The 20,354-nt window shown below is 62.6% G+C and carries 15 protein-coding genes; all 15 read left to right on the top strand.

What is annotated here, in order from left to right; translation table 11 throughout:
* Positions 1-2: 2 nt before the first annotated feature.
* Positions 3-1,208: a dual-specificity RNA methyltransferase RlmN gene (rlmN, locus tag AC1DGC_RS16545; protein ID WP_259208463.1), complete on the top strand. Its 1,206-nt coding sequence runs from the start codon at positions 3-5 to the stop codon at positions 1,206-1,208.
* Positions 1,195-1,992 (top strand): type IV pilus biogenesis/stability protein PilW, encoded by a 798-nt coding sequence (gene pilW / locus AC1DGC_RS16540; RefSeq protein WP_478048375.1) that lies wholly within the window; start codon positions 1,195-1,197, stop codon positions 1,990-1,992. The genes rlmN and pilW overlap by 14 nt, the downstream gene beginning before the upstream one ends.
* A 6-nt stretch (positions 1,993-1,998) precedes the next feature.
* On the top strand, positions 1,999-2,874 hold the full coding sequence (locus AC1DGC_RS16535) for a helix-turn-helix domain-containing protein (protein ID WP_478048374.1): 876 nt from the start codon (positions 1,999-2,001) through the stop codon (positions 2,872-2,874).
* 58 nt (positions 2,875-2,932) lie between these two features.
* Positions 2,933-3,571, top strand: a complete 639-nt coding sequence (locus tag AC1DGC_RS16530; protein WP_259208470.1) for a YfgM family protein — start codon at positions 2,933-2,935, stop codon at positions 3,569-3,571.
* A complete protein-coding gene (gene bamB, locus AC1DGC_RS16525) occupies positions 3,571-4,779 on the top strand; it encodes an outer membrane protein assembly factor BamB (protein ID WP_259208473.1) in 1,209 nt (402 codons plus the stop codon). Before AC1DGC_RS16530 ends, bamB begins: the two co-directional genes overlap by 1 nt.
* Positions 4,780-4,791: 12 nt before the next feature.
* On the top strand, positions 4,792-6,183 hold the full coding sequence (gene der, locus AC1DGC_RS16520) for a ribosome biogenesis GTPase Der (RefSeq protein ID WP_259208475.1): 1,392 nt from the start codon (positions 4,792-4,794) through the stop codon (positions 6,181-6,183).
* 522 nt (positions 6,184-6,705) lie between these two features.
* Positions 6,706-7,845, top strand: coding sequence for a molybdopterin-synthase adenylyltransferase MoeB (gene moeB / locus AC1DGC_RS16515; protein ID WP_478048373.1), 1,140 nt, complete (start codon positions 6,706-6,708; stop codon positions 7,843-7,845).
* Between the two features lie 253 nt (positions 7,846-8,098).
* Positions 8,099-9,925: a monovalent cation:proton antiporter-2 (CPA2) family protein gene (locus AC1DGC_RS16510; protein WP_478048372.1), complete on the top strand. Its 1,827-nt coding sequence runs from the start codon at positions 8,099-8,101 to the stop codon at positions 9,923-9,925.
* 70 nt (positions 9,926-9,995) lie between these two features.
* A complete protein-coding gene (gene folD / locus AC1DGC_RS16505; protein WP_259208479.1) occupies positions 9,996-10,877 on the top strand; it encodes a bifunctional methylenetetrahydrofolate dehydrogenase/methenyltetrahydrofolate cyclohydrolase FolD in 882 nt (293 codons plus the stop codon).
* Positions 10,878-11,495: 618 nt separating this feature from the next.
* Positions 11,496-12,953 (top strand): IMP dehydrogenase, encoded by a 1,458-nt coding sequence (guaB, locus tag AC1DGC_RS16500; protein ID WP_259208622.1) that lies wholly within the window; start codon positions 11,496-11,498, stop codon positions 12,951-12,953.
* Between the two features lie 111 nt (positions 12,954-13,064).
* Complete coding sequence (gene guaA, locus AC1DGC_RS16495; RefSeq protein WP_046273759.1) at positions 13,065-14,630, top strand: glutamine-hydrolyzing GMP synthase; 1,566 nt, start codon at positions 13,065-13,067, stop codon at positions 14,628-14,630.
* A 154-nt stretch (positions 14,631-14,784) separates the two neighbouring features.
* Positions 14,785-16,197, top strand: coding sequence for a hypothetical protein (locus AC1DGC_RS16490; RefSeq protein ID WP_478048371.1), 1,413 nt, complete (start codon positions 14,785-14,787; stop codon positions 16,195-16,197).
* On the top strand, positions 16,166-17,152 hold the full coding sequence (locus AC1DGC_RS16485) for a phosphoribosyltransferase-like protein (protein WP_478048370.1): 987 nt from the start codon (positions 16,166-16,168) through the stop codon (positions 17,150-17,152). Before AC1DGC_RS16490 ends, AC1DGC_RS16485 begins: the two co-directional genes overlap by 32 nt.
* The gene (locus tag AC1DGC_RS16480; RefSeq protein ID WP_478048369.1) at positions 17,116-19,182 is read left to right on the top strand and encodes an ORC-CDC6 family AAA ATPase; all 2,067 of its coding nucleotides are present in this window, start codon (positions 17,116-17,118) and stop codon (positions 19,180-19,182) included. Before AC1DGC_RS16485 ends, AC1DGC_RS16480 begins: the two co-directional genes overlap by 37 nt.
* Positions 19,172-20,122 (top strand): hypothetical protein, encoded by a 951-nt coding sequence (locus AC1DGC_RS16475; RefSeq protein ID WP_478048368.1) that lies wholly within the window; start codon positions 19,172-19,174, stop codon positions 20,120-20,122. The genes AC1DGC_RS16480 and AC1DGC_RS16475 overlap by 11 nt, the downstream gene beginning before the upstream one ends.
* Positions 20,123-20,354 lie beyond the last annotated feature (232 nt).

Genomic DNA, 20,354 nt, shown 5'->3' with positions numbered 1-20,354 from the left:
CCGTGAACGAGGTCGTACAGCCAACCGCCATCCCCGTCGTGCTCGTCCCGAGCGCGCCGGTGGCCAAGCAGAACCTGCTCGACCTCGATCGCGAGGGTCTGGAGCGCTTCTTCGCCGATACCCTCGGCGAAGCGCGCTACCGTGCCCACCAGGTGATGAAGTGGATCCACCACCATTACGTCACCGATTTCGATGAGATGACCGACCTGGGAAAGGCGCTGCGCGCCAAGCTCAAGCAGCACGCCGAGGTCCGCGTCCCGAACATCGTGTTCGACAAGCCTTCCGCCGATGGTACCCACAAGTGGCTGCTGGCGATGGGCACCGATGGCAAGAACGCCATCGAAGCGGTCTACATTCCGGACAAGAACCGCGGCACGCTGTGCGTGTCCTCGCAGGTCGGCTGCGCGCTGAACTGCACGTTCTGTTCGACCGCCACCCAGGGCTTCAACCGCAACCTCTCCACCGCCGAGATCATCGGCCAGGTGTGGGTGGCCGCGCGTCACCTGGGCAACATCCCGCACAAGCAGCGTCGTCTCACCAACGTGGTGATGATGGGCATGGGCGAGCCGTTGATGAATTTCGACAACGTCGTGCGCGCCATGAGCGTGATGCGCGACGACCTGGGCTACGGCCTGGCCAACAAGCGCGTGACCCTGTCCACCTCCGGCCTGGTGCCGCAGATCGACCGGCTGTCCGCGGAAAGCGACGTGTCGCTGGCGGTGTCGCTGCATGCGCCCAACGATGCGCTGCGCGAGACCCTGGTCCCGCTCAACAAGAAATACCCGATCGTCGAGCTGATGGCCTCGTGCGCACGCTACCTGCGCGCCAACAAGCGCCGCGAATCGGTGACGTTCGAATACACCCTGATGAAGGGCATCAACGACCAGCCCGAACATGCCCGCCAGCTGGCGCGGCTGATGCGCCAGTTCGACAACGCCGTGCAGGCGTCGCACTCGGGCAAGGTCAACCTGATTCCGTTCAATCCGTTCCCGGGGACGCGCTACGAGCGTTCCGGTGATGCCGAGATCCGTGCGTTCCAGAAGATCCTGCTGGATTCGCAGGTGCTCACCATGGTGCGACGCACCCGCGGCGACGACATCGATGCCGCCTGTGGCCAGCTCAAGGGCCAGGTGATGGATCGCACGCGTCGCCAGGCCGAGTTCAATAAAACACTGCAGGAAGGGAAAGGCCGGGATGCCGCTGCCTGATATCCGATTGCCAGCCGTTGTCTTCATCGCGCTGGCATTGGTCGGCTGCGGCAGCAAAGGCGTCAAGCCCCCGTCCGGACCCTTGGCCATCGCGCCGGTGTACGAGGTCCGCGACACCCCGTCGACCCGTCAGCGGGTCGGCTACCAGGACCAGATGACCCTGGCGGCCGAAGCGTTCCGCGCCGGCCAGATCGAGGCGGCCGAGAAGAAGGCCAAGGCGGCACTGAAGATCGACGGTACCCGTCCGGACGCCTACCTGCTGCTGGCCAATGTCGCCACCCAGCGTGGCGCCGACGCCGAGGCGGGCACGCTGTATCGCAAGGCCGCCGAGTTGGCGCCCGCCCACGGCGATGCCCTCAACAACTACGGCGCCTGGCTCTGCACGCATGGCCATCCGGCCGAGTCGCTGGTCTGGTTCGACCGCGCCATCGCCGCGCCGGGCTATGCGACGCCGGCCTCGGCCCTGGCCAATGCCGGCGGCTGCGCCCTCGATGCCGGCCAGGCCGAACGGGCCGCGCGCGACCTGCGCAACGCCATCCAGCTGGACCCGACCAACGCCTACGCGCTGGAATCGATGGCCCGCAGCGAGTATGGCCAGGGCCGTTATTTCGAGGCGCGCGCCTTTTCGCAACGTCGTCTTGCGGCTGCGCCGGCCACACGTTCCGTGTTACAACTTGCCTCTCAAATCGAGGCGCAGCTTGGCGACACTGTGGCATCCGGTCGTTATCTGCAGCGAATTCGCGACGAATTTCCGCAGGATGCGGCTCCTAATCCCCGGGGTTGAAGCATTGTGATTGATGACCAGACTGTGAACGCTCTTGACGCTGCCGCCGGCTGTGGCGCACGCCTCCGCCAGGCGCGGGAAGCGGCAGGGCTGACGCTCGAGGAAGTGGGGCAGCAGCTGCGCATGCCCATGCAGGTGGTGAAGTCGCTTGAGGATGAGCAATGGGAGCGCCTGGGCGCACCGGTGTTCGTCCGCGGCCAGCTGCGCAGCTACGCGCGCCTGTTGAAGGTGGACCTGGGCGATGCGCTGGAGCAGGCCCGGATCGGGGCGGTGGTGCCGCCGCAACTGGTCAGCCACACGCATACCCCGCGCACCCGCCGCATTGCCGAGAGCCTGGGCCGCAAGGCGCTGTACGTGGGCATCACGGCGGCGCTGGTGGTGCCGACCTATTTCACGACCCGGGGCTTCTTCGACGCGGGCAGCCCCGCCCCGAGCACCGCCTCGCTGGATGTGATCCCGGCGGCCGTGCCGGTGGCCGGTGGTCCGGCCCCGGCCGACACCGCGCCCGCGCCGGCCGCTGCCCCCGCCGGTGCCGTTCCCGCCACGCCCAACGCGCCCTACGTGGCCTCGCTGACGGCGGTTCCGCGCCCCGCGGCCGCCGCCGCCCCGGCCCCGGCCGGTGCCTTGAACCTGCAGTTCACCGGCGACAGCTGGGTGGACATCACTGCTCCCGATGGCAGCAGCGTCGAGAAGGCCCTGATCAAATCCGGCGAGACGCGCAGCTTCAGCCCCGGCCAGGTCGGGCGCATGGTGCTGGGCAATGCCTCTGCGGTCGAGGTTCAGCAGGCCGGCACTATCGTCGACCTTTCGCCGTACCAGCGAGCCAACGTGGCACGCTTTACGGTATCCTCTGACGGCTCCGTGGCCCCAGTTTCGCACTGAGTCGCGTTTCCCAATCCAATTCAACTAGCTCCCCTTCACGGGCGGGGCGAGAGTACGCATGGCGATCGACGATCTGCTCGACGAGCACGAACAAAGTGAACGCGTCCGCAGCTGGCTGCGGAAGAATGGTGTCAGCATCATCGCGGGTGTCGCGATCGCAATCGGCGGCATTGCCGGTTGGCAGTGGTGGCAGAAAGAGCACAGCAATTCATTGGCCGGCGCCAACGTCCAGTACCAGGCGGTGCTCAAGCACCTCCAGGACAAGGACCTGGAGCAGGCAGCCAAGGGCGTGAAGGCGCTCGATGAAGGCAAGGCCAACATCTACGCCGACCTGGCGGCGCTGCAGCTGGCCAAGGCCCAGGTGGAGGCCGGCAAGAACGACCTCGCGCTGGCGACCCTGCGCGGTATCAAGGCCGACCCGGAGTTCCAGCCGGTCATCGAGCAGCGCATCGCGCGCCTGCTGCTGGCCACCGGCAAGTACGACGAGGCCAGCAAGGCACTCGGCGGCGCCAGCGACAGCGCCAGCCTGGAAATCCAGGGCGACGTGTTGATGGCGCAGGGCAAGCGTGATGACGCCCGGCAACAGTATGAGAAGGCGCTCAAGACGCTGGACGTGGCAGCGCCGCAGCGGCGACTGCTTGAAACCAAAGTGATGGATGCCGGTGGCACCGTCACCGATGCTGCGGAGTCGGTGTAATGAAGCAGATGGTCATGATCAAGCGCGTTGCCACCCTGGTCCTGCTGGGCGTTGCATTGTCCGGCTGCACCACCGTCAAGGGCTGGTTCGCCGGCAAGGACGCGGCCGCCAAGAAGGCGCTGGAGCCAGCGGAGCTGGTGAAGTTCGAGCCCACCGTCAAGGTCGACAAGCTCTGGAGCGTCAACGTCGGCAAGGGCGAAAAGCGCATCGGCGTCCGCCAGGGCCCGACCGTGGCCGATGGCCGCGTGTACGCGGCGGCCATCTACGGTGGCGTGCATGCCATCGACCTGCAGACCGGCAAGAAGGTCTGGACCTGGGAGCCGGCCAAGGAAAAGAAGAAGCCCAAGCTGCGCCTGTCCGGTGGTCCCGGCGTGGGTGACGGCCTGGTGGCCATCGGCACGCTGGACGGCCAGGTGATCGCCCTCGATGCCAACGATGGCACCGAGAAGTGGCGGGCCAAGGTGACCGGTGAAGTGATTTCCGCGCCGGCCATCGCCCAGGGCATGGTGTTCGTGCGCAGCAACGACGGCCGCGTGACTGCCCTGGACGCCGGCAACGGCACCCAGCGCTGGTTCAATCCGCGTGAGCTGCCGGCCCTGACCGTGCGTGGCAATGCCGCCGTGGTCGCAGGCCCGGGTGTCCTGTTCATCGGCAACGATGACGGCAGCGTTTCGGCGCTGGGCATGCAGGACGGCCGCACCGTGTGGGACCAGATGGTCGCCAACGGCGAAGGCCGCACCGAGCTGGAGCGCATGTCCGACGTGGACGGCGCCCCGGTGCTGGAAGGCAACACCCTGTTCGTGAGCAGCTTCAAGAGCCAGACCATGGCCATTGAAGGCCCGACCGGTCGTCCGCTGTGGGCCCGCGATCATGGCGGCGCCGGCGGCTTGGCGCTGACCTCGGGCAACGTCTTCGTCACCGACAACAAGGGTGGCGTGTTCGGCCTGGACAAGAGCAGTGGCACCGCGATGTGGTCGCAGACCGGCCTGGCGCGGCGCTCGCTGACCGGCCCGGCGGTGCAGGGCGATTACGTGGTGGTCGGCGACTACAAGGGTTACCTGCACTGGTTGCGGACCGACAATGGTGAGTTCGCGGCGCGCGCCAAGAGTGGCGGCGACGCCCTCCTGGCACAGCCGGTAGCTGCCGATGGGATTCTGCTGGTGCAGAACGTTGATGGAAAGCTGACCGCATTCCGGTTGGCACAATAAGGAGTTACCGCGATGCTGCCCTTGGTCGCCCTGGTTGGACGGCCGAATGTCGGCAAGTCCACGCTGTTCAATGCGTTTACCCGTACGCGCGACGCGCTGGTCCATGACCAGCCCGGCGTGACCCGGGACCGTAATTACGGTGTTTGTCGTCTTAACGAAGACCACCCGTTCCTGGTGGTCGATACCGGCGGTATCGCCGGTGAAGAAGAAGGTCTGGCCGGCGCTACCGCCCGCCAGGCCCGCGCCGCCGCCGCCGAGGCGGACCTGATCCTGTTCGTGGTCGATGCCCGTGAGGGCCCGATGGACGACGAGATCCTGTCGTGGCTGCGCAAGCTGGCACGTCCGACCCTGCTGTTGATCAACAAGATCGACGGCATGAACGAAGACACCGTGCGTTCGGAGTTTGCCCGGTACGGCTTTGGCGAAATGCTGACCGTCTCGGCCGCGCATCGCCAGGGCCTGGACGACCTGCTGGACGAGGTCGTGGAGCGGCTGCCGGAAGAAGGCACCACCGAGACCCTCGACACCGATCCGAACCGGATCCGCATCGCCTTCGTCGGCCGCCCCAACGTGGGCAAGTCGACGCTGGTCAATCGCCTGCTGGGCGAAGAGCGCATGATCGCCTCCGAAGTGCCCGGTACCACCCGCGACTCGATCGCGGTGGACATGGAGCGTGACGGGCGCGAGTACCGACTGATCGACACCGCCGGCCTGCGTCGCAAGGCGCGGGTGGAGGAGGTGGTCGAGAAGTTCAGCGTGATCAAGACGCTGCAGGCCATCGAGCAGTGCCAGGTGGCGGTGCTGATGCTGGACGCCGCCGAAGGCGTGACCGACCAGGACGCCAGCGTGCTGGGTGCGGTGCTCGATGCCGGCCGTGCCCTGGTGGTGGCGATCAACAAGTGGGATGGCCTCACCGATTACCAGCGCGAGCAGGCCGAAGCGCTGGTGTCGCGCAAGCTCGGGTTCGTGCCGTGGGCGGAAGTGGTGCGGATCTCGGCCAAGCACGGTTCGGGCCTGCGCGAGCTGTTCCGCTGCATCCACGCCGCGCACGCCTCGGCCACGCACGAGTTCAGCACCAGCGAAGTCAACAAGGCGCTCGAAGTGGCGTACGAGACCAACCCGCCGCCGGCGATCCGGGGTCACGTGTCCAAGCTGCGTTACGTGCACCCGGGCGGCTCCAATCCGCCCACCTTCATCGTGCACGGTACGCGCCTGAAGGACCTGCCGGAGTCGTACAAGCGCTACCTGGAGAATTTCTTCCGCAAGCGCTTCAAACTCGTTGGCACCCCGGTGCAATTCATCTTCCGCGAGGGTGTGAACCCGTACGAAGGCAAGAAGAACGTCCTGACGGAACGCCAGATCAAGCGCAAGCGGCGCCTGATCAAGCACGTCAAGGGCAAGTAATCCAGAAGAGCCGGCGAAAGCCGGCTCTTCTGCATTACCGGTAGTGCCGAGCCATGCTCGGCAAGGCAGCGCTCAGTCATCCAGCCGGTAGTGCCGAGCCATGCTCGGCAGGCCCCCGCGCAATAATCCAGCCCGGTAGTGCCGAGCCATGCTCGGCAGGCCCCCGCAAGGGGGCAATGGCCGATGCCAACAGCAGCCGAGCATGGCTCGGCTCTACCCGCGGCCGGCCTGCGCGATGGTCCCGGGATGAGCAGCGCGCAATCATCCCCCCGGTAGTGCCGAGCCACGCTCGGCAAGGCCCCCGCAAGGGGGCAATGGCCGATGCCAACGGCAGCCGAGCATGGCTCGGCTCTACCCGCGCCCTGCCTGCGCGATAATCCCGGGATGAGCAGCGCGCAATCATCCAGCCGGTAGTGCCGAGCCATGCTCGGCAAGGACCCCGCAAGGGGGCAATGATCGATGCCAACGGCAGCCGAGCATGGCTCGGCTCTACCCGCGGCCTGCCTGCGCGATAATCCCGGGATGAGCACCGTCCGCGAAATCACCCCCGAGCAGGCCCGCGCGCGCATCGTCCATGGCGCCCTGCTGATCGACGTCCGCGAGGCGCACGAGCGCGCCACCGGCATGGCCGAGGGTGCGCTCGGCATCGCCAAGGGCGATCTCCAGGCCGAGCCTTCTACCCATCTGCCCGCCACCGACCGCGAGGTCGTGCTGATCTGCCAGAGCGGCAAGCGCTCGATGGAGGCTGCGCGGGTGCTGCACGACCTGGGCTACACCCACCTGGCCTCCGTGCAGGGCGGCACCACCGCCTGGCGTGCCGACGGCCTGCCGCTGGTGCAGCCGCTGCAGGGCGACGCCGAGCGCGACTTCAACGAACGCTATTCCCGCCACCTGCTGCTGCCGCAGGTCGGCGTGCCCGGACAGCAACGCCTGCTGGGATCGCGGGTGCTGGTGGTCGGCGCCGGAGGCTTGGGCGCACCGGCCAGCTTCTACCTGGCCGCGGCCGGGGTAGGGCACCTGCGCATTGCCGATGACGACGTGGTGGAGCGCAGCAACCTGCAGCGCCAGATCATCCACACCGACGCCAGCGTCGGCACGCCGAAGGTACTGTCCGCGCGTGAGCGCCTGATGGCGCTCAATCCGCACCTGCAGGTGGAGGCGCTGCAGGTGCGGGTCACCTCCGGCAACGTGGACGCGCTGCTGGACGGCGTGGACGTGGTGCTGGATGGCTCGGACAATTTCCCGCTGCGCTACCTGCTCAACGATGCCTGCATCCGGCACGCCATCCCGCTGGTGTATGGCGCGGTGGAGCGCTTCACCGGCCAGGTGAGCGTGTTCGATGCCGGCCGCCAGCGCGGGCACGTGCCGTGCTATCGCTGCCTGTTCCCCGAGCCGCCGCCGCCGCAGTTCGCCCCCAACTGCGCCGAGGCCGGCGTGCTCGGCGTGCTGCCGGGGATGGTGGGGCTGCTGCAGGCCACCGAGGTGCTCAAGCTGCTGCTGGGCGTGGGCGAACCGCTGACCGGCCGGTTGCTGAGCTTCGATGCACTGGGCATGCGTTTTCGTGAGACCCGCCTGCGCCCCGATCCGGCCTGTCCGCTGTGCGCGCCGGGCACGGCCTTTCCCGGGTATATCGACTACGCCGCGTTCTGCAACGCCCGCTGATGCGCGTTGTGGCCAAGGTAGAGCCGACCCATGGTCGGGGCTGCCTTTGGCGCGGTCTTCGGCAGCGTGAGCAGCCGACCATGGGTCGGCTCTACCGGGCTTGCGTGGTGCGACCCCTGTTTGCGGGACGATATGCCGTGTGAATCCCGCCATCGTTCTGTTTTCGGCACAATCATGCGCGACATGCGTGCTATTGCCGCCAGACGCTTTGCCCTATCGTTGACCCCTCTATGTAGTCCGGGGAAGCAACCGCATGGCGGTCGAAGCAGGTGCCAGCGAGCTGGTGAAAGTAGTGGCGCTGCTGGGCGCGGCGGTGGTGATGGTGCCGCTGTTCCGCCGGCTGGGCCTGGGCTCGGTGCTGGGCTATTTCGCCGCCGGCCTTGCCATCGGCCCGTTCGGCTTCGGCTGGTTCTCCGATCCGCAGGCGATCCTGCATACCGCCGAACTCGGCGTGGTGATGTTCCTGTTCGTGATCGGGCTGGAAATGCGGCCCTCGCACCTGTGGAGCCTGCGCAACGAGATCTTCGGGCTGGGCACGCTGCAGATCGTGGTCTGCGGCACGGTGCTCACCGGCGTGTGCATGCTGCTGGGCTTCCCGTTGCCGGTGGCCTTCATCGGCGCGGCGGGTTTCGTGTTGACCTCCACCGCGGTGGTGATGCAGTTGCTGGCCGAGCGTGGTGACATCGCCTTGCCGAGCGGCCAGAAGATCGTCTCGATCCTGCTGTTCGAAGACCTGCTGATCGTACCGCTACTGGCCGTGGTCGCGTTCATGGCGCCGGTGCACAGCGACGCCGGCGAGAGTTCGCGCTGGGTCACCGTCGGCATCGCCGCCGGCGCGATCGTCGGCCTGGTGCTGGTCGGCCGCTTCCTGCTCAACCCGTTGTTCCGCATCCTCGCCGCCGCCAAGGCGCGCGAAGTGATGACCGCCGCCGCACTGCTCGTCGTGCTGGGCGCGGCGCTGCTGATGCAGCTGGGCGGCCTGTCGATGGCGATGGGCGCGTTCCTGGCCGGCGTGCTGCTCAGCGAGTCCACGTTCCGCCACCAGATCGAAGCGGACATCGAACCGTTCCGCGGCATCCTGCTGGGCCTGTTCTTCCTCAGCGTGGGCATGGCGCTGGACCTGACCGTGGTGGCCAACAACTGGCCGCTGATCGTCTCCGGCGTGTTCGCACTGATGCTGGCCAAGGCGGTGTGCATCTACGTGGTCGCGCGGATCCTCGGCAGCGATCATCGCCAGGCGCTGGATCGCGGCGTGGTGATGGCGCAGGGCGGCGAGTTTGCGTTCGTGCTGTTCTCCGCCGCGGCGGTGGCCGGTGTGATCGACGTACAGGTCAACGCCAACTTCACCGCGATCGTGGTGCTGTCGATGGCGCTGACCCCGTTGTTCGTGCTGCTGCACGACAAGCTGATGCCCGACCGCGAAGTGTCGCTGGACGGCGTGGAGGAGGCCGACGGCCTGTCCGGCAGCGTGCTGATGATCGGCTTCGGCCGCTTCGGCCAGGTCGCCAGCCAGTCGCTGCTGGCGCGCGACGTGGACGTGACCATCATCGACAACGACGTGGACATGATCCACAACGCCGAGCGCTTCGGTTTCAAGATCTATTACGGCGATGGCACCCGCCTGGACGTGCTGCATGCCTCCGGGGCCGGCTCGGCCCGGGCGATCGCGGTGTGCGTCAACAACGACCAGGACGCCGACCGGATCGTCGAGCTGGTCACCCATGAATTCCCGCAGGCCAAGGTGCTGGTGCGCTCGTTCGACCGCGAGCATTCGCTGCGCCTGATCCATGCCGGCGTGGACTACCAGATTCGCGAGACGTTCGAGTCGGCGCTGCAGTTCGGCCAGGCCGCGTTGATGGAACTGGGCGCCGACCAGGACGATGCGCGCGAGATCGCCGAGCAGATCCGCGAGCGCGACGCCGAGCGCTTCGAGCTGGAAATGGCCGGCGGCAGCCTGCGTGCCGGCGCGCACATGGTGTTCGGCAGCGCGCTGCCAGGCGTGCCCACGCCCACCCCGTTCACCGCGCCCAAGCGCAAGGCGCGCACGCTCAACGCCGGCGAAGTGCCCGAAGAGGAATGACGCAGCGGTGGGCGGGGCCGGCGTAATCGGGGACAATACCGTCCCCGCCGCCCCACGCCTGCCGCCCTCGATGAGCTCACCGACCCCCGCATCCGCCGCCCCCGCCCGCATCCTGGACGGGCGCCGCATCGCCGAAGACCTGCTGGACAGCCTCAAGGTGCGGGTGGATGCCCGACTGGCCGCCGGCGGCACCCGGCCCGGCCTGGCCGTGGTGCTGGTGGGCGGCGACCCGGCGTCGACCGTATACGTGCGCAACAAGCGCCGCGCGGCCGAGAAGGTGGGCATCGAGGCCTTCGACTACGACCTGCCGGCGGGCACCAACGAGGCCCAGCTGCTGGACCTGATCGACCAGCTCAACGCCGACCCCAAGATCCACGGCATCCTGGTGCAGCTGCCGCTGCCGGGCATCCCCGATGCCAGCCGCCTGATCCACCGGATCGACCCGCGCAAGGACGTGGACGGCTTCCACCCGGAAAACGTCGGCCACCTGGCCCTGCGCGAGTTCGGCCTGCGCCCGTGCACGCCGCGCGGCATCGTCACCCTGCTGGGCCACACCGACCAGCCGGTGCGCGGCCGCAACGCCACCATCGTGGGCGTGAGCAACCACGTCGGCCGCCCGATGGGCCTGGAGCTGCTGATCGCCGGCTGCACCGTGACCAGCTGCCACAAGTTCACCCCGCGCGACGTGCTGGAGCGCAGCGTGCGCGACGCCGACATCCTGGTGGTGGCGGTGGGCCGCCCGGGCATCGTGCCGGGGGAGTGGGTGAAGCCGGGCGCGGTGGTGATCGACGTGGGCATCAACCGCCTGGACGACGGCCGCCTGGTCGGCGACGTCGGTTTCGAGGCCGCCGCCGCCCGTGCCAGCTGGATCACCCCGGTGCCGGGCGGGGTAGGGCCGATGACGGTGGCCACGCTGATGCAGAACACGATCGAGGCGGCGGAAGCCTTCTGACCGCCCGGGGCTGACTCGCGGTCGGCACCTGTCGCGGCTGCGGTTCCTGACCGACCGATACCTGCCGTGGCGGCGGTCCCGGACCGAGCGATACTTGCTGCCTCCACGGTCTCGGGCTGACCGATACCTGCCGTGGGGGCGATCCCGGACCGAGCGATAACTGCCGACGCTGGGATCTCGGGCCGACCGAGACCTGCTGCGGCCGCGATCTAGGGCCGACCGACCGGCGCCGCTGCCGCGATGTCGTGCCGACCGACCGGTGCCGCTGCCGCGATGTCGTGCCGACCGACCGGTGCCGCTGCCGCGATGTCGAGCCGATCGACCGGTGCCGCTGCCGCGATGCCGTGTAGAGCCGACCGTTGGTCGGCTGCTTTTGGCGCGGTGGCTCATCGATCCAGGTGCAGCCGACCAACGGTCGGCTCTACCGGGTTCGGGGCAGGGTTCAGGTGTAGCCGACCAACGGTCGGCTCTACCCGGTTCGGGGGAAGGTTCAGGTGCAGCCGACCAACGGTCGGCTCTACGGCCCCCGCCGGCGCGACAGTGCGTCGCATCCGCCCCCTGCCCAAGACGGCCGAATCAGGGTAAAATGTCGCGCTTCCCCACATCTCGGGTATGCCGATGCTGCGCATCCAGGCTGAAGCTCTCACCTACGACGACGTCTCGCTCGTCCCCGCACACTCCACGATCCTGCCCAAGGATGTCAGCCTGGAAACCCGGCTGACCCGCGACCTGCGGCTGAAGCTTCCGATCCTCTCCGCGGCCATGGACACGGTCACCGAAGCCCGCCTGGCGATCGCCATGGCCCAGCTCGGTGGCATGGGCATCATCCACAAGAACCTCAGCGTGGAGCAGCAGGCCGCCGAAGTGGCCAAGGTCAAGAAGTTCGAGGCCGGCGTCATCCGCGACCCGATTACCGTCGGCCCGGAAACCACCATCCGCGACGTGCTGGCCCTGACCCAGGCGCGCAACATCTCCGGCGTGCCGGTGGTGGACGGCGGCGGCCAGCTGGTCGGCATCGTGACCCACCGCGACATGCGCTTCGAGACCGAGCTGGACGATCCGGTCCGCCACATCATGACCAAGAAGGATCGCCTGATCACGGTCAAGGAAGGCGCCGCGTCGGAAGAAGTGCTGCAGCTGCTGCACCGCAACCGCATCGAAAAGATCCTGGTGGTCAACGACGAGTTCGCCCTGCGCGGGCTGATCACGGTCAAGGACATCCAGAAGAACACCGACTACCCCAACGCCGCCAAGGACACCGCCACGCGCCTGCTGGTGGGTGCTGCGGTAGGCGTCGGCGGCGACACCGATCGCCGCGTCGAGGCGCTGGTCGCCGCCGGCGTGGACGTGCTGGTGGTGGACACCGCGCACGGCCATTCGCAGGGCGTGCTGGACCGCGTGCGCTGGGTCAAGAAGAACTTCCCGAACGTGCAGGTCGTGGGTGGCAACATCTGCACCGGCGAAGCCGCGCTGGCGCTGCTGGACTGCGGCGCGGACGCGGTCAAGGTCGGCATCGGCCCGGGCTCCATCTGCACCACCCGCGTGGTCGCCGGTGTCGGCGTGCCGCAGATCACCGCGATCGACCTGGTGGCCGAGGCGCTGCAGGACCGCATCCCGCTGATCGCCGACGGTGGCATCCGCTACTCCGGCGACATCGGCAAGGCGCTGGCCGCCGGTGCCTCCACCATCATGATCGGCGGCCTGCTGGCCGGTACCGAAGAATCGCCCGGCGAAACCGAGCTGTTCCAGGGCCGCTCGTACAAGAGCTACCGCGGCATGGGCTCGTTGGCCGCGATGGAGAAGGGGTCCAAGGACCGCTACTTCCAGGACGCCTCCAGCGCCGACAAGCTGGTGCCCGAAGGCATCGAAGGCCGCGTGCCCTACCGCGGCCCGGTCGGCGGCATCATCCACCAGCTGATGGGCGGCCTGCGCGCCACCATGGGCTACGTGGGCTGCGGCACCGTCGAAGACATGCGCAGCAAGCCGAAGTTCGTCAAGATCAGCGGCGCCGGCCAGCGTGAGAGCCACGTCCACGACGTGCAGATCACCAAAGAGCCGCCGAACTACCGCGCCTGATGCGGCATGAGCAAAGAGGAACGAGGAAGCTGATTCCCGTTCCTCTTTCTCTATCCGCCGCCGGTAACGAATCTGTGTTTCCCGTATTTACTCCTGCATTGCCCGGGCACCATGACCAACATCCATAACGACAAGATCCTCATCCTCGATTTCGGCGCGCAGTACACCCAGCTGATCGCGCGCCGCATCCGCGAGCTCGGCGTGTACTGCGAGATCTGGGCGTGGGACCACAACCCGGCCGACATCGCCGCGTTCGGCGCCAAGGGCATCATCCTGTCCGGTGGCCCGGAGTCGACCACGCTGCCGGGCGCGCCCGCCGCGCCGCAGGAAGTGTTCGACAGCGGCCTGCCGATCTTCGGCATCTGCTACGGCATGCAGACCCTGGCCGCCCAGCTCGGTGGCGCCACCGAAGCGGCCGACCAGCGTGAGTTCGGCCATGCCGAAGTCAACGTCGTCGCCCCCGATGCGCTGTTCAAGGGCCTGAGCGACCACGGCGGCGAGCCCAAGTTGAACGTCTGGATGAGCCACGGCGACCACGTCTCCGTCGCGCCCCCGGGCTTCACCGTGACGGCTGTGACCGATCGCATCCCGGTGGCCGCGATGGCCAACGAAGAGAAGCGCTGGTACGGCGTGCAGTTCCACCCGGAAGTGACCCACACCCTGCAGGGCCAGGCGCTGCTGCGCCGCTTCGTGGTGGATGTGTGCGGCTGCGAAACCCTGTGGACCGCCGCCAACATCATCGACGACCAGATCGCCCGCGTGCGCGAACAGGTGGGCGATGACGAAGTGATCCTGGGCCTGTCCGGCGGCGTCGATTCGTCCGTCGTGGCCGCGCTGCTGCACAAGGCGATCGGCGACAAGCTGACCTGCGTGTTCGTCGATACCGGCCTGCTGCGCTGGCAGGAAGGCGACCAGGTGATGGCGATGTTCGCCGAGCACATGGGCGTCAAGGTGATCCGCGTCAACGCGGCCGACCGCTACTTCGCCAAGCTGGAAGGCGTGAGCGATCCGGAAGCCAAGCGCAAGATCATCGGCAACCTGTTCGTGGACATCTTCGATGAAGAGTCCACCAAGCTGAAGAACGCCAAGTGGCTGGCGCAGGGCACCATCTACCCCGACGTGATCGAGTCGGCCGGCAGCAAGACCGGCAAGGCGCACGTGATCAAGAGCCACCACAACGTGGGCGGCCTGCCGGAACACATGAAGCTGGGCCTGGTCGAGCCGCTGCGTGAGCTGTTCAAGGACGAAGTACGTCGCCTCGGCGTTGAACTCGGCCTGCCGCGCAGCATGGTCTACCGCCACCCGTTCCCGGGCCCGGGCCTGGGCGTGCGTATCCTGGGTGAAGTGAAGCGTGAGTACGCCGAGCTGCTGGCCAAGGCCGATGCGATCTTCATCGACGAACTGCGCAAGGCCGATCTGTACGACAAGACGAGCCAGGCGTTTGCCGTGTTCCTGCCGGTGAAGTCGGTGGGCGTGGTGGGCGATGCGCGCGCTTATGAGTGGGTGATCGCGCTGCGTGCGGTGGAGACCATTGATTTCATGACGGCGCATTGGGCGCACCTGCCGTATGAGTTCCTGGGTACGGTGAGTAACCGGATCATCAATGAGCTGCGGGGGGTGTCGCGGGTGGTTTATGACATCTCCGGGAAGCCGCCGGCGACGATCGAGTGGGAGTGACACAAGGGAACGGTGTCAACCGGCTTTGGGGTTCGGAGTAGTTCTATAGGATGGAATGAGCGCCCAAGAGGCGCTCTTTCTATACTCAGCGGGCGCACGGGAGTAGGACTTCAAGCGTAGGCCGCCACTCTGTACGCTAGCCTAGGTTCGAAGCATGGTCTGTACGGAAATATTTGAGGATGAGGAAGTGACTACGCCGAAGGCGCGCAGGGCGGTGACGGAACGCCAAAAGCCTTATCCCGTCGACACAACGGAACTTATTGAATCTCTCACTCGTGACTATCGAGTGAATGGTCGGCCGGTAACTGTATCCTTTCGACAGCTAGTCCCTTGGATGAAGGTGGGAGAGCGCGCGACGCATTACTTGCACCATTACCCTGCAAAGCTCCTGCCGCAGATCGCACATTTTTTTCTCGCGTCCCAGACATTTTGCCCCCTCGGCGGAGTTGTTTTGGATCCTTTTGGGGGTACCGGAACTGTCGCCTTGGAGACGATCCTATCCGGGAGGTTGGCGGCTTACGCAGATACCAATCCGTTAGCACGGCTTATCGCGGAGGCTAAAACCAATCCACCCGACAGGGTCGACTGGGACTCGGTGTTCTTGACTATTGAGTCTAAGTACAAGCTGTGCAGAAAACGGAATCTTCCTGATGTCGTTAATCTGGAGAAGTGGTTCACGCCGACTGTGATTGGCGCACTGGTCCGATTGCGATTTGTTCTTTGTAATGAGTTCGATGGCGCAGTCAGAACCTTTCTCCTTGTTACTTTTTCGGCGAGCCTTAGAAAGGTTTCAAACGCGGATCCGCGCCTCTCAGTTCCAGTGATGTCGAGGCCTGGTCGTCCAGAATTGTGTTCAGAAGACGTCTTTAGCGCTTTTGCTGATCAGTTCAGGTCAAACGTAAAGCGCTTGGCGTCGCTGTCAGCTATGGGGCAAAACTTCAGGTCGTTCGATCACGTTGGGCGAGATGCCAGGAAGATAAGTCGTGGGAATGGCGGAGAACTGGATCTCGAGAGCGTTGATCTAATAATTACGTCGCCACCGTATGCTGGTGCTCAGAAATACATTCGCGCATCTTCCCTAAGCTTGGGGTGGCTGGGTCTGGCTGGCGCACGTCAGTTGAAGCCTTTGGAGAATGCGACTATCGGCCGCGAGCATTTGACTTCCAGTCACAGGTTGATGGATTTTGGGAGCACTAGTGGCGAATTGAGAGATGTTCTGGAGCGCATACAGAGGAAGAACCCAATTCGGGCTGCGATATGTTTTACCTATATTAGAGAAATGGAGGAGGCGCTCTTTGAGGCTTCGGCAGTCCTTAAAGTTGGTGGGTTCTTCATTCTTGTCATTGGAAATAATGAGGTCTGTGGTGAGCAGTTTTGGTCGTCACGATTTCTCACGAATATCATGGAGCGCGCTGGTTTTGCAGTTGAGCTTGAGCTTGTTGATGAAATAAAGTCTCGGGGGCTCATGACCAAGCGGAATAGAAGTGCGAGCGTGATTTCAACGGAATGGGTAATTATTTTTAGGAAGGTTACAAATGCTGACTGTTCCGGGCGGGCTTACGAATGACCAGATGGAAACTTGGGAGGCGCTTGCAAAAAGAGTGCTCACTCTAGACGAGCGCTCCTGGGCTGGGGCTGTCAATGGGCCCGCCGTAGTTCAATGGCTCGGAAATTTTCGAGGTGACGCCCGTCAGGCCTCGGCTGTAGAGCAGCTTCACGCTCTCTACATGCTTTCTCAGTTCATGTATTTCGGCGCCAAGGAAATCAGAGTGCTGCTCAAATCCCTTTATAGGGACCTCTTTTTCCTTCCTCTAGCGCACAGGGTGAAGTCGAGAACTTCAAGTTACATGGAGTTTCATGCTGAATTTGAAAGGGAGATTTTCGCGACGAGATTTCTTGGTGTTGGAAACCCGTCAGAGAGTGGTGTGCACCTACTCTACTATTTCAGACAGGAAAATGGACTGTCTAAAGATAATTTCCTGGACTCGGCGCAATTATACAAGACGGAAGCTACTAGCTCGGGACGGCAGAGGGTTGTTCGTCACGGAGAAATAACTCGCTATGTGTTCATCGATGACATGTGCGGGAGTGGAGAAACGGCAACTCGATATTCCAAAGATCTTCTGCCGGATCTCGTTGCGCAAAAGCCCGATGTTGAGCTGCACTATCTTTGTCTCTTTGCATCGAAGGATGGCCTTGATATAGTTCGCAATGACTCAGTTTTTGGCCCCAACGCTGAGGCTATTTTTGAGCTGGATGACACCTACAAATGGGCTTTCAGCGGGTCGCGATACAAGAATGGGCTTCCGCCAGGTATAGAATCGGACATTCTAGACGAGATAGCTCGCAAGTACGGAGGTCTGGTCTGGCCGGGTCACCCACTAGGGTTTGGTGGAGGGGAGCTTTTGTTGGGATTCTTTCACAACACCCCTGATAATACGCTTCCTATTATTTGGGGCGAACTGTCAAATGGTTCCTCGGTCTCATGGAGCCCAATTTTCAGAAGGTATCCGAAGGTATGATGGAATCGGCACTCAAGTCCGTAGCTAGAGATAATCCATTTGATCTTAATAAGGCGTCAGACTACTCTGATCGACAAGTTCAAGAGTACTGGGTCGATGTGGAAGAGCTCGGTCTACAAAGTCTATTAAATCCGACCTCGCTACTCCCAATGTTCATTCTTGGAGGGAAGGGGAGCGGGAAAACGCATCTGATGCGTTATTGCTCATCAGCAGTGCAGGAGCTTCGACACGGAAGTCTGAGTGATGCGATCGCTCATGATCAGTACATAGGCGTGTACACAAGCATTGATGGCTTGAATGTCCATAGGTTCTCAGGGAAAGGACAGTCTGATGAGACTTGGGCTGCAGTGTTTTCTTACTCGACTGAGCTCTGGCTCGCCGTCAGCTTCCTTTCCGCGCTCAGGCCACTTACAGATCCGCTTCCTCTGGATGTGCAGAAGAGAATCTCACGTAAAATTTCTTCGGCCGTTCGAGTTGATGAGTTGGCAGAGGCGCTGACTATTGGCGACCTCATTGCTGGCCTAAATTCCATCCGAGCAAAGGTTGATGTGGTCGTGAATAACTCTGCTATTCGTCGAAATCTCGACGGAATAGAGATAGGTTTCGGTGCAGGGGATCTGTTTTACGGCATTCCCAAAATATTCGCCGAGGAAGTTCCGAGTGTCCGGGATTTAGTGATTGTTTATCTGATCGATGAGGTTGAAAATTTCACCGCAGATCAACAGCGATTCGTAAATTCACTTATTCGGTACCGCAAGGGTAACGTTACGCTTCGGCTGGGATCTAGGCTGTATGGGGTCAAGGGCTTGGGTACGCTAGGCTCAGGGGAGCCGATTCATAGGGGGGCGGAGTTCGACAACGTAGTGATAGATGAGGTCTTGCGCGACAGGCATAAAGATTACGAGCGGTTGGCGGAGAGGCTCCTGTTAAAGCGCCTTCAAATCCAAGGTTTGGACAAATTCGCGGATATGTCAGATCTTCGTCAGTGCTTTGATGAGGCAGACTCGGCGCTTTTCTATCGTGACGCGGCTCTTGCAATTATCTCTGGCAGAGAGATGTCAGGCTTGGATCGTCCGCACGTTGTGCGATTGCGGCAGCAATTGGATGGATTTCTCGCCGATGATCAGGCGAATTCGGTAGTTGCAAATCTATCCATTCCTGATCATCCACTGCTGGAAAAGGTGAATATTCTAGCATTTCTTAAGGCGGCGCCGCGAGGCGGTGCGCTTCTTGAGTTGTCGCAGGAGATAGCGGCGTCGTGCGCTGCTTTCCGCTCTGGAGGAAAGCAGGCGTCCGAGCGATATTATCAGCTGTACAGTCATTTTTCATCTGATATGTACGCTCAGCTGTGCCGAGAATACGGGAAGAAGCCAGTCTACGCTGGGCTGAAGACCGTGGTTAAGCTGTCGCAGGGTGTCCCGCGCAATCTTCTCAATATTATGAAGAATATATATAGAAGGTCCATGTTCGCTGGAGAGGCCCCATTTCAGGGATCTCCGTTGTCTCTGGAAGCTCAAACATATGGCGTGCAGGATACGGCAGAGTGGTTCTGGGAGGATGCTCAGGCAGACTCTTTTGGAACTGTTGTTCGGCGTATGGTTGACAATGTGGCTAGCCTTCTGCGTGCTGTCCGTTACAGCGACAATCCGTCAGAGTGCGACGCTTGCTGTTTTCTTGTAAACGTTGACGCACTCTCCGACGATTGCGTACGAGTCATACGGGCGGCAGAGACGTGGGCATTTCTCATCGGTGTAGGCAAGAGCTCGAGCGCCAAGAACGATGACAGGGTTATGTATAAGTATCAGATTAATCCGATGTTGGTGTCGCGATGGGGCATTTCTGAGTCGAGGCGAGGTGCAATTGAATTGAGTGATGAGCTCGCTGCAGTCTTGCTTGATCCAGGAGTTGATCAACCGGTTGTGAAGCAGGCTATCAACGGTAGGGTTGAAAGGATGACCGGATATAAGGCTCTTGAAAGATGGCGGTCATCGGGGGGCGGTTTCACGCAGGAGGTGCTCTTTGATTTATAAGAGCTTATACGAGAGTATTGGCAATGGTCGACTACTGCTGCCTGCGGACTACTCCTGCGATGTGTTTGTATCAGCGTACAATCTCAGTGATCGGGTAATTTCAACTTTTGATAAGATCAATTCTGGATCTAAGTATTGGGTCATCCATAATGAATATGAATTTAGTGATAGCGAGCTTCCTTATGGCGCTAACATCTTGCAATCCGATTCTGGGAACGAATCTGATTTTATTTATGAGGTGATGGATTCAGTCGTATCAGGGTTGCGTGTCGATGATTCTCTTTGTATAGATGTAACTGGCTTCATGCGGCCTCATTTGATGTTCCTGCTTATGTATCTACGTGCAAGCGGGGTTGCCAATGTTGATTTGATTTATACCGAGCCCTCGCATTATCTGAGGAAGTCGGATACCGTCTTCTCATCTGATGTCTATTCTGTGCGTCAGGTGGGGGGCTACGAAGGTGTCCATAAGGTTGATTTATCGAATGATGTATTGTTGGTTGGTTGTGGTTATGACCATGATTTGGTTAGTCAGGTGATTTCTTATAAGAGCGGCGCCAAACTTTTGCAGCTGCTTAGCTTGCCGTCATTGAGTGCGGACATGTATCAAGAGAGTTTGGTTCGCCTGCAGAAGGTGGCAGATGCTCCGATGCGAGTCCCTGACGAGCAGATTTCCTATGTTTGTGCGAACGATCCGTTCGCGACTTGCCTCGTGCTTGAGAAATCCATCTCCAAGTTTGAGCTGGCGCAGGGAGCTATCACGAACCTTTATTTGAGCCCGTTGGCGACAAAGCCTCAGGTTATCGGCTTTGCTCTGTATTACATTCGTGAGATGATTGATCAGTCAACTAGTGTGATATTTCCTTACGCCAAGAGCTATTCGAAGGAGACGGGTGCCGGGGTAGGGCGCCGTTGGCTGTATAGAATATCGATTGTTTGATTTTTTGCGGAATGGGGCTGAATTACTTTGGTTTAACAGTTGAAGGCGTGCGATTGGTTTTGGAGGCTGCGCTAATCTTGATTGGGCATATCTGAACCTGCTTATCTTGGCTTTTTGCGTGCTTTTACTCTCGGCTCTCTTCGAGGCAGGCTCGCTCAGCCCCGTCCTGCTAAAAGTCAGAATCAGCCATTCAATGTTCCTTCGCCAAACTGTCGGTCTGAAGCGGCAGCGG

It is taken from the genome of Stenotrophomonas sp. 05N37, from assembly GCF_056397365.1.
The sequence above is the reverse complement of the archived record's forward strand: the minus strand, read 5'-3'. Positions and strand labels throughout refer to the sequence as shown.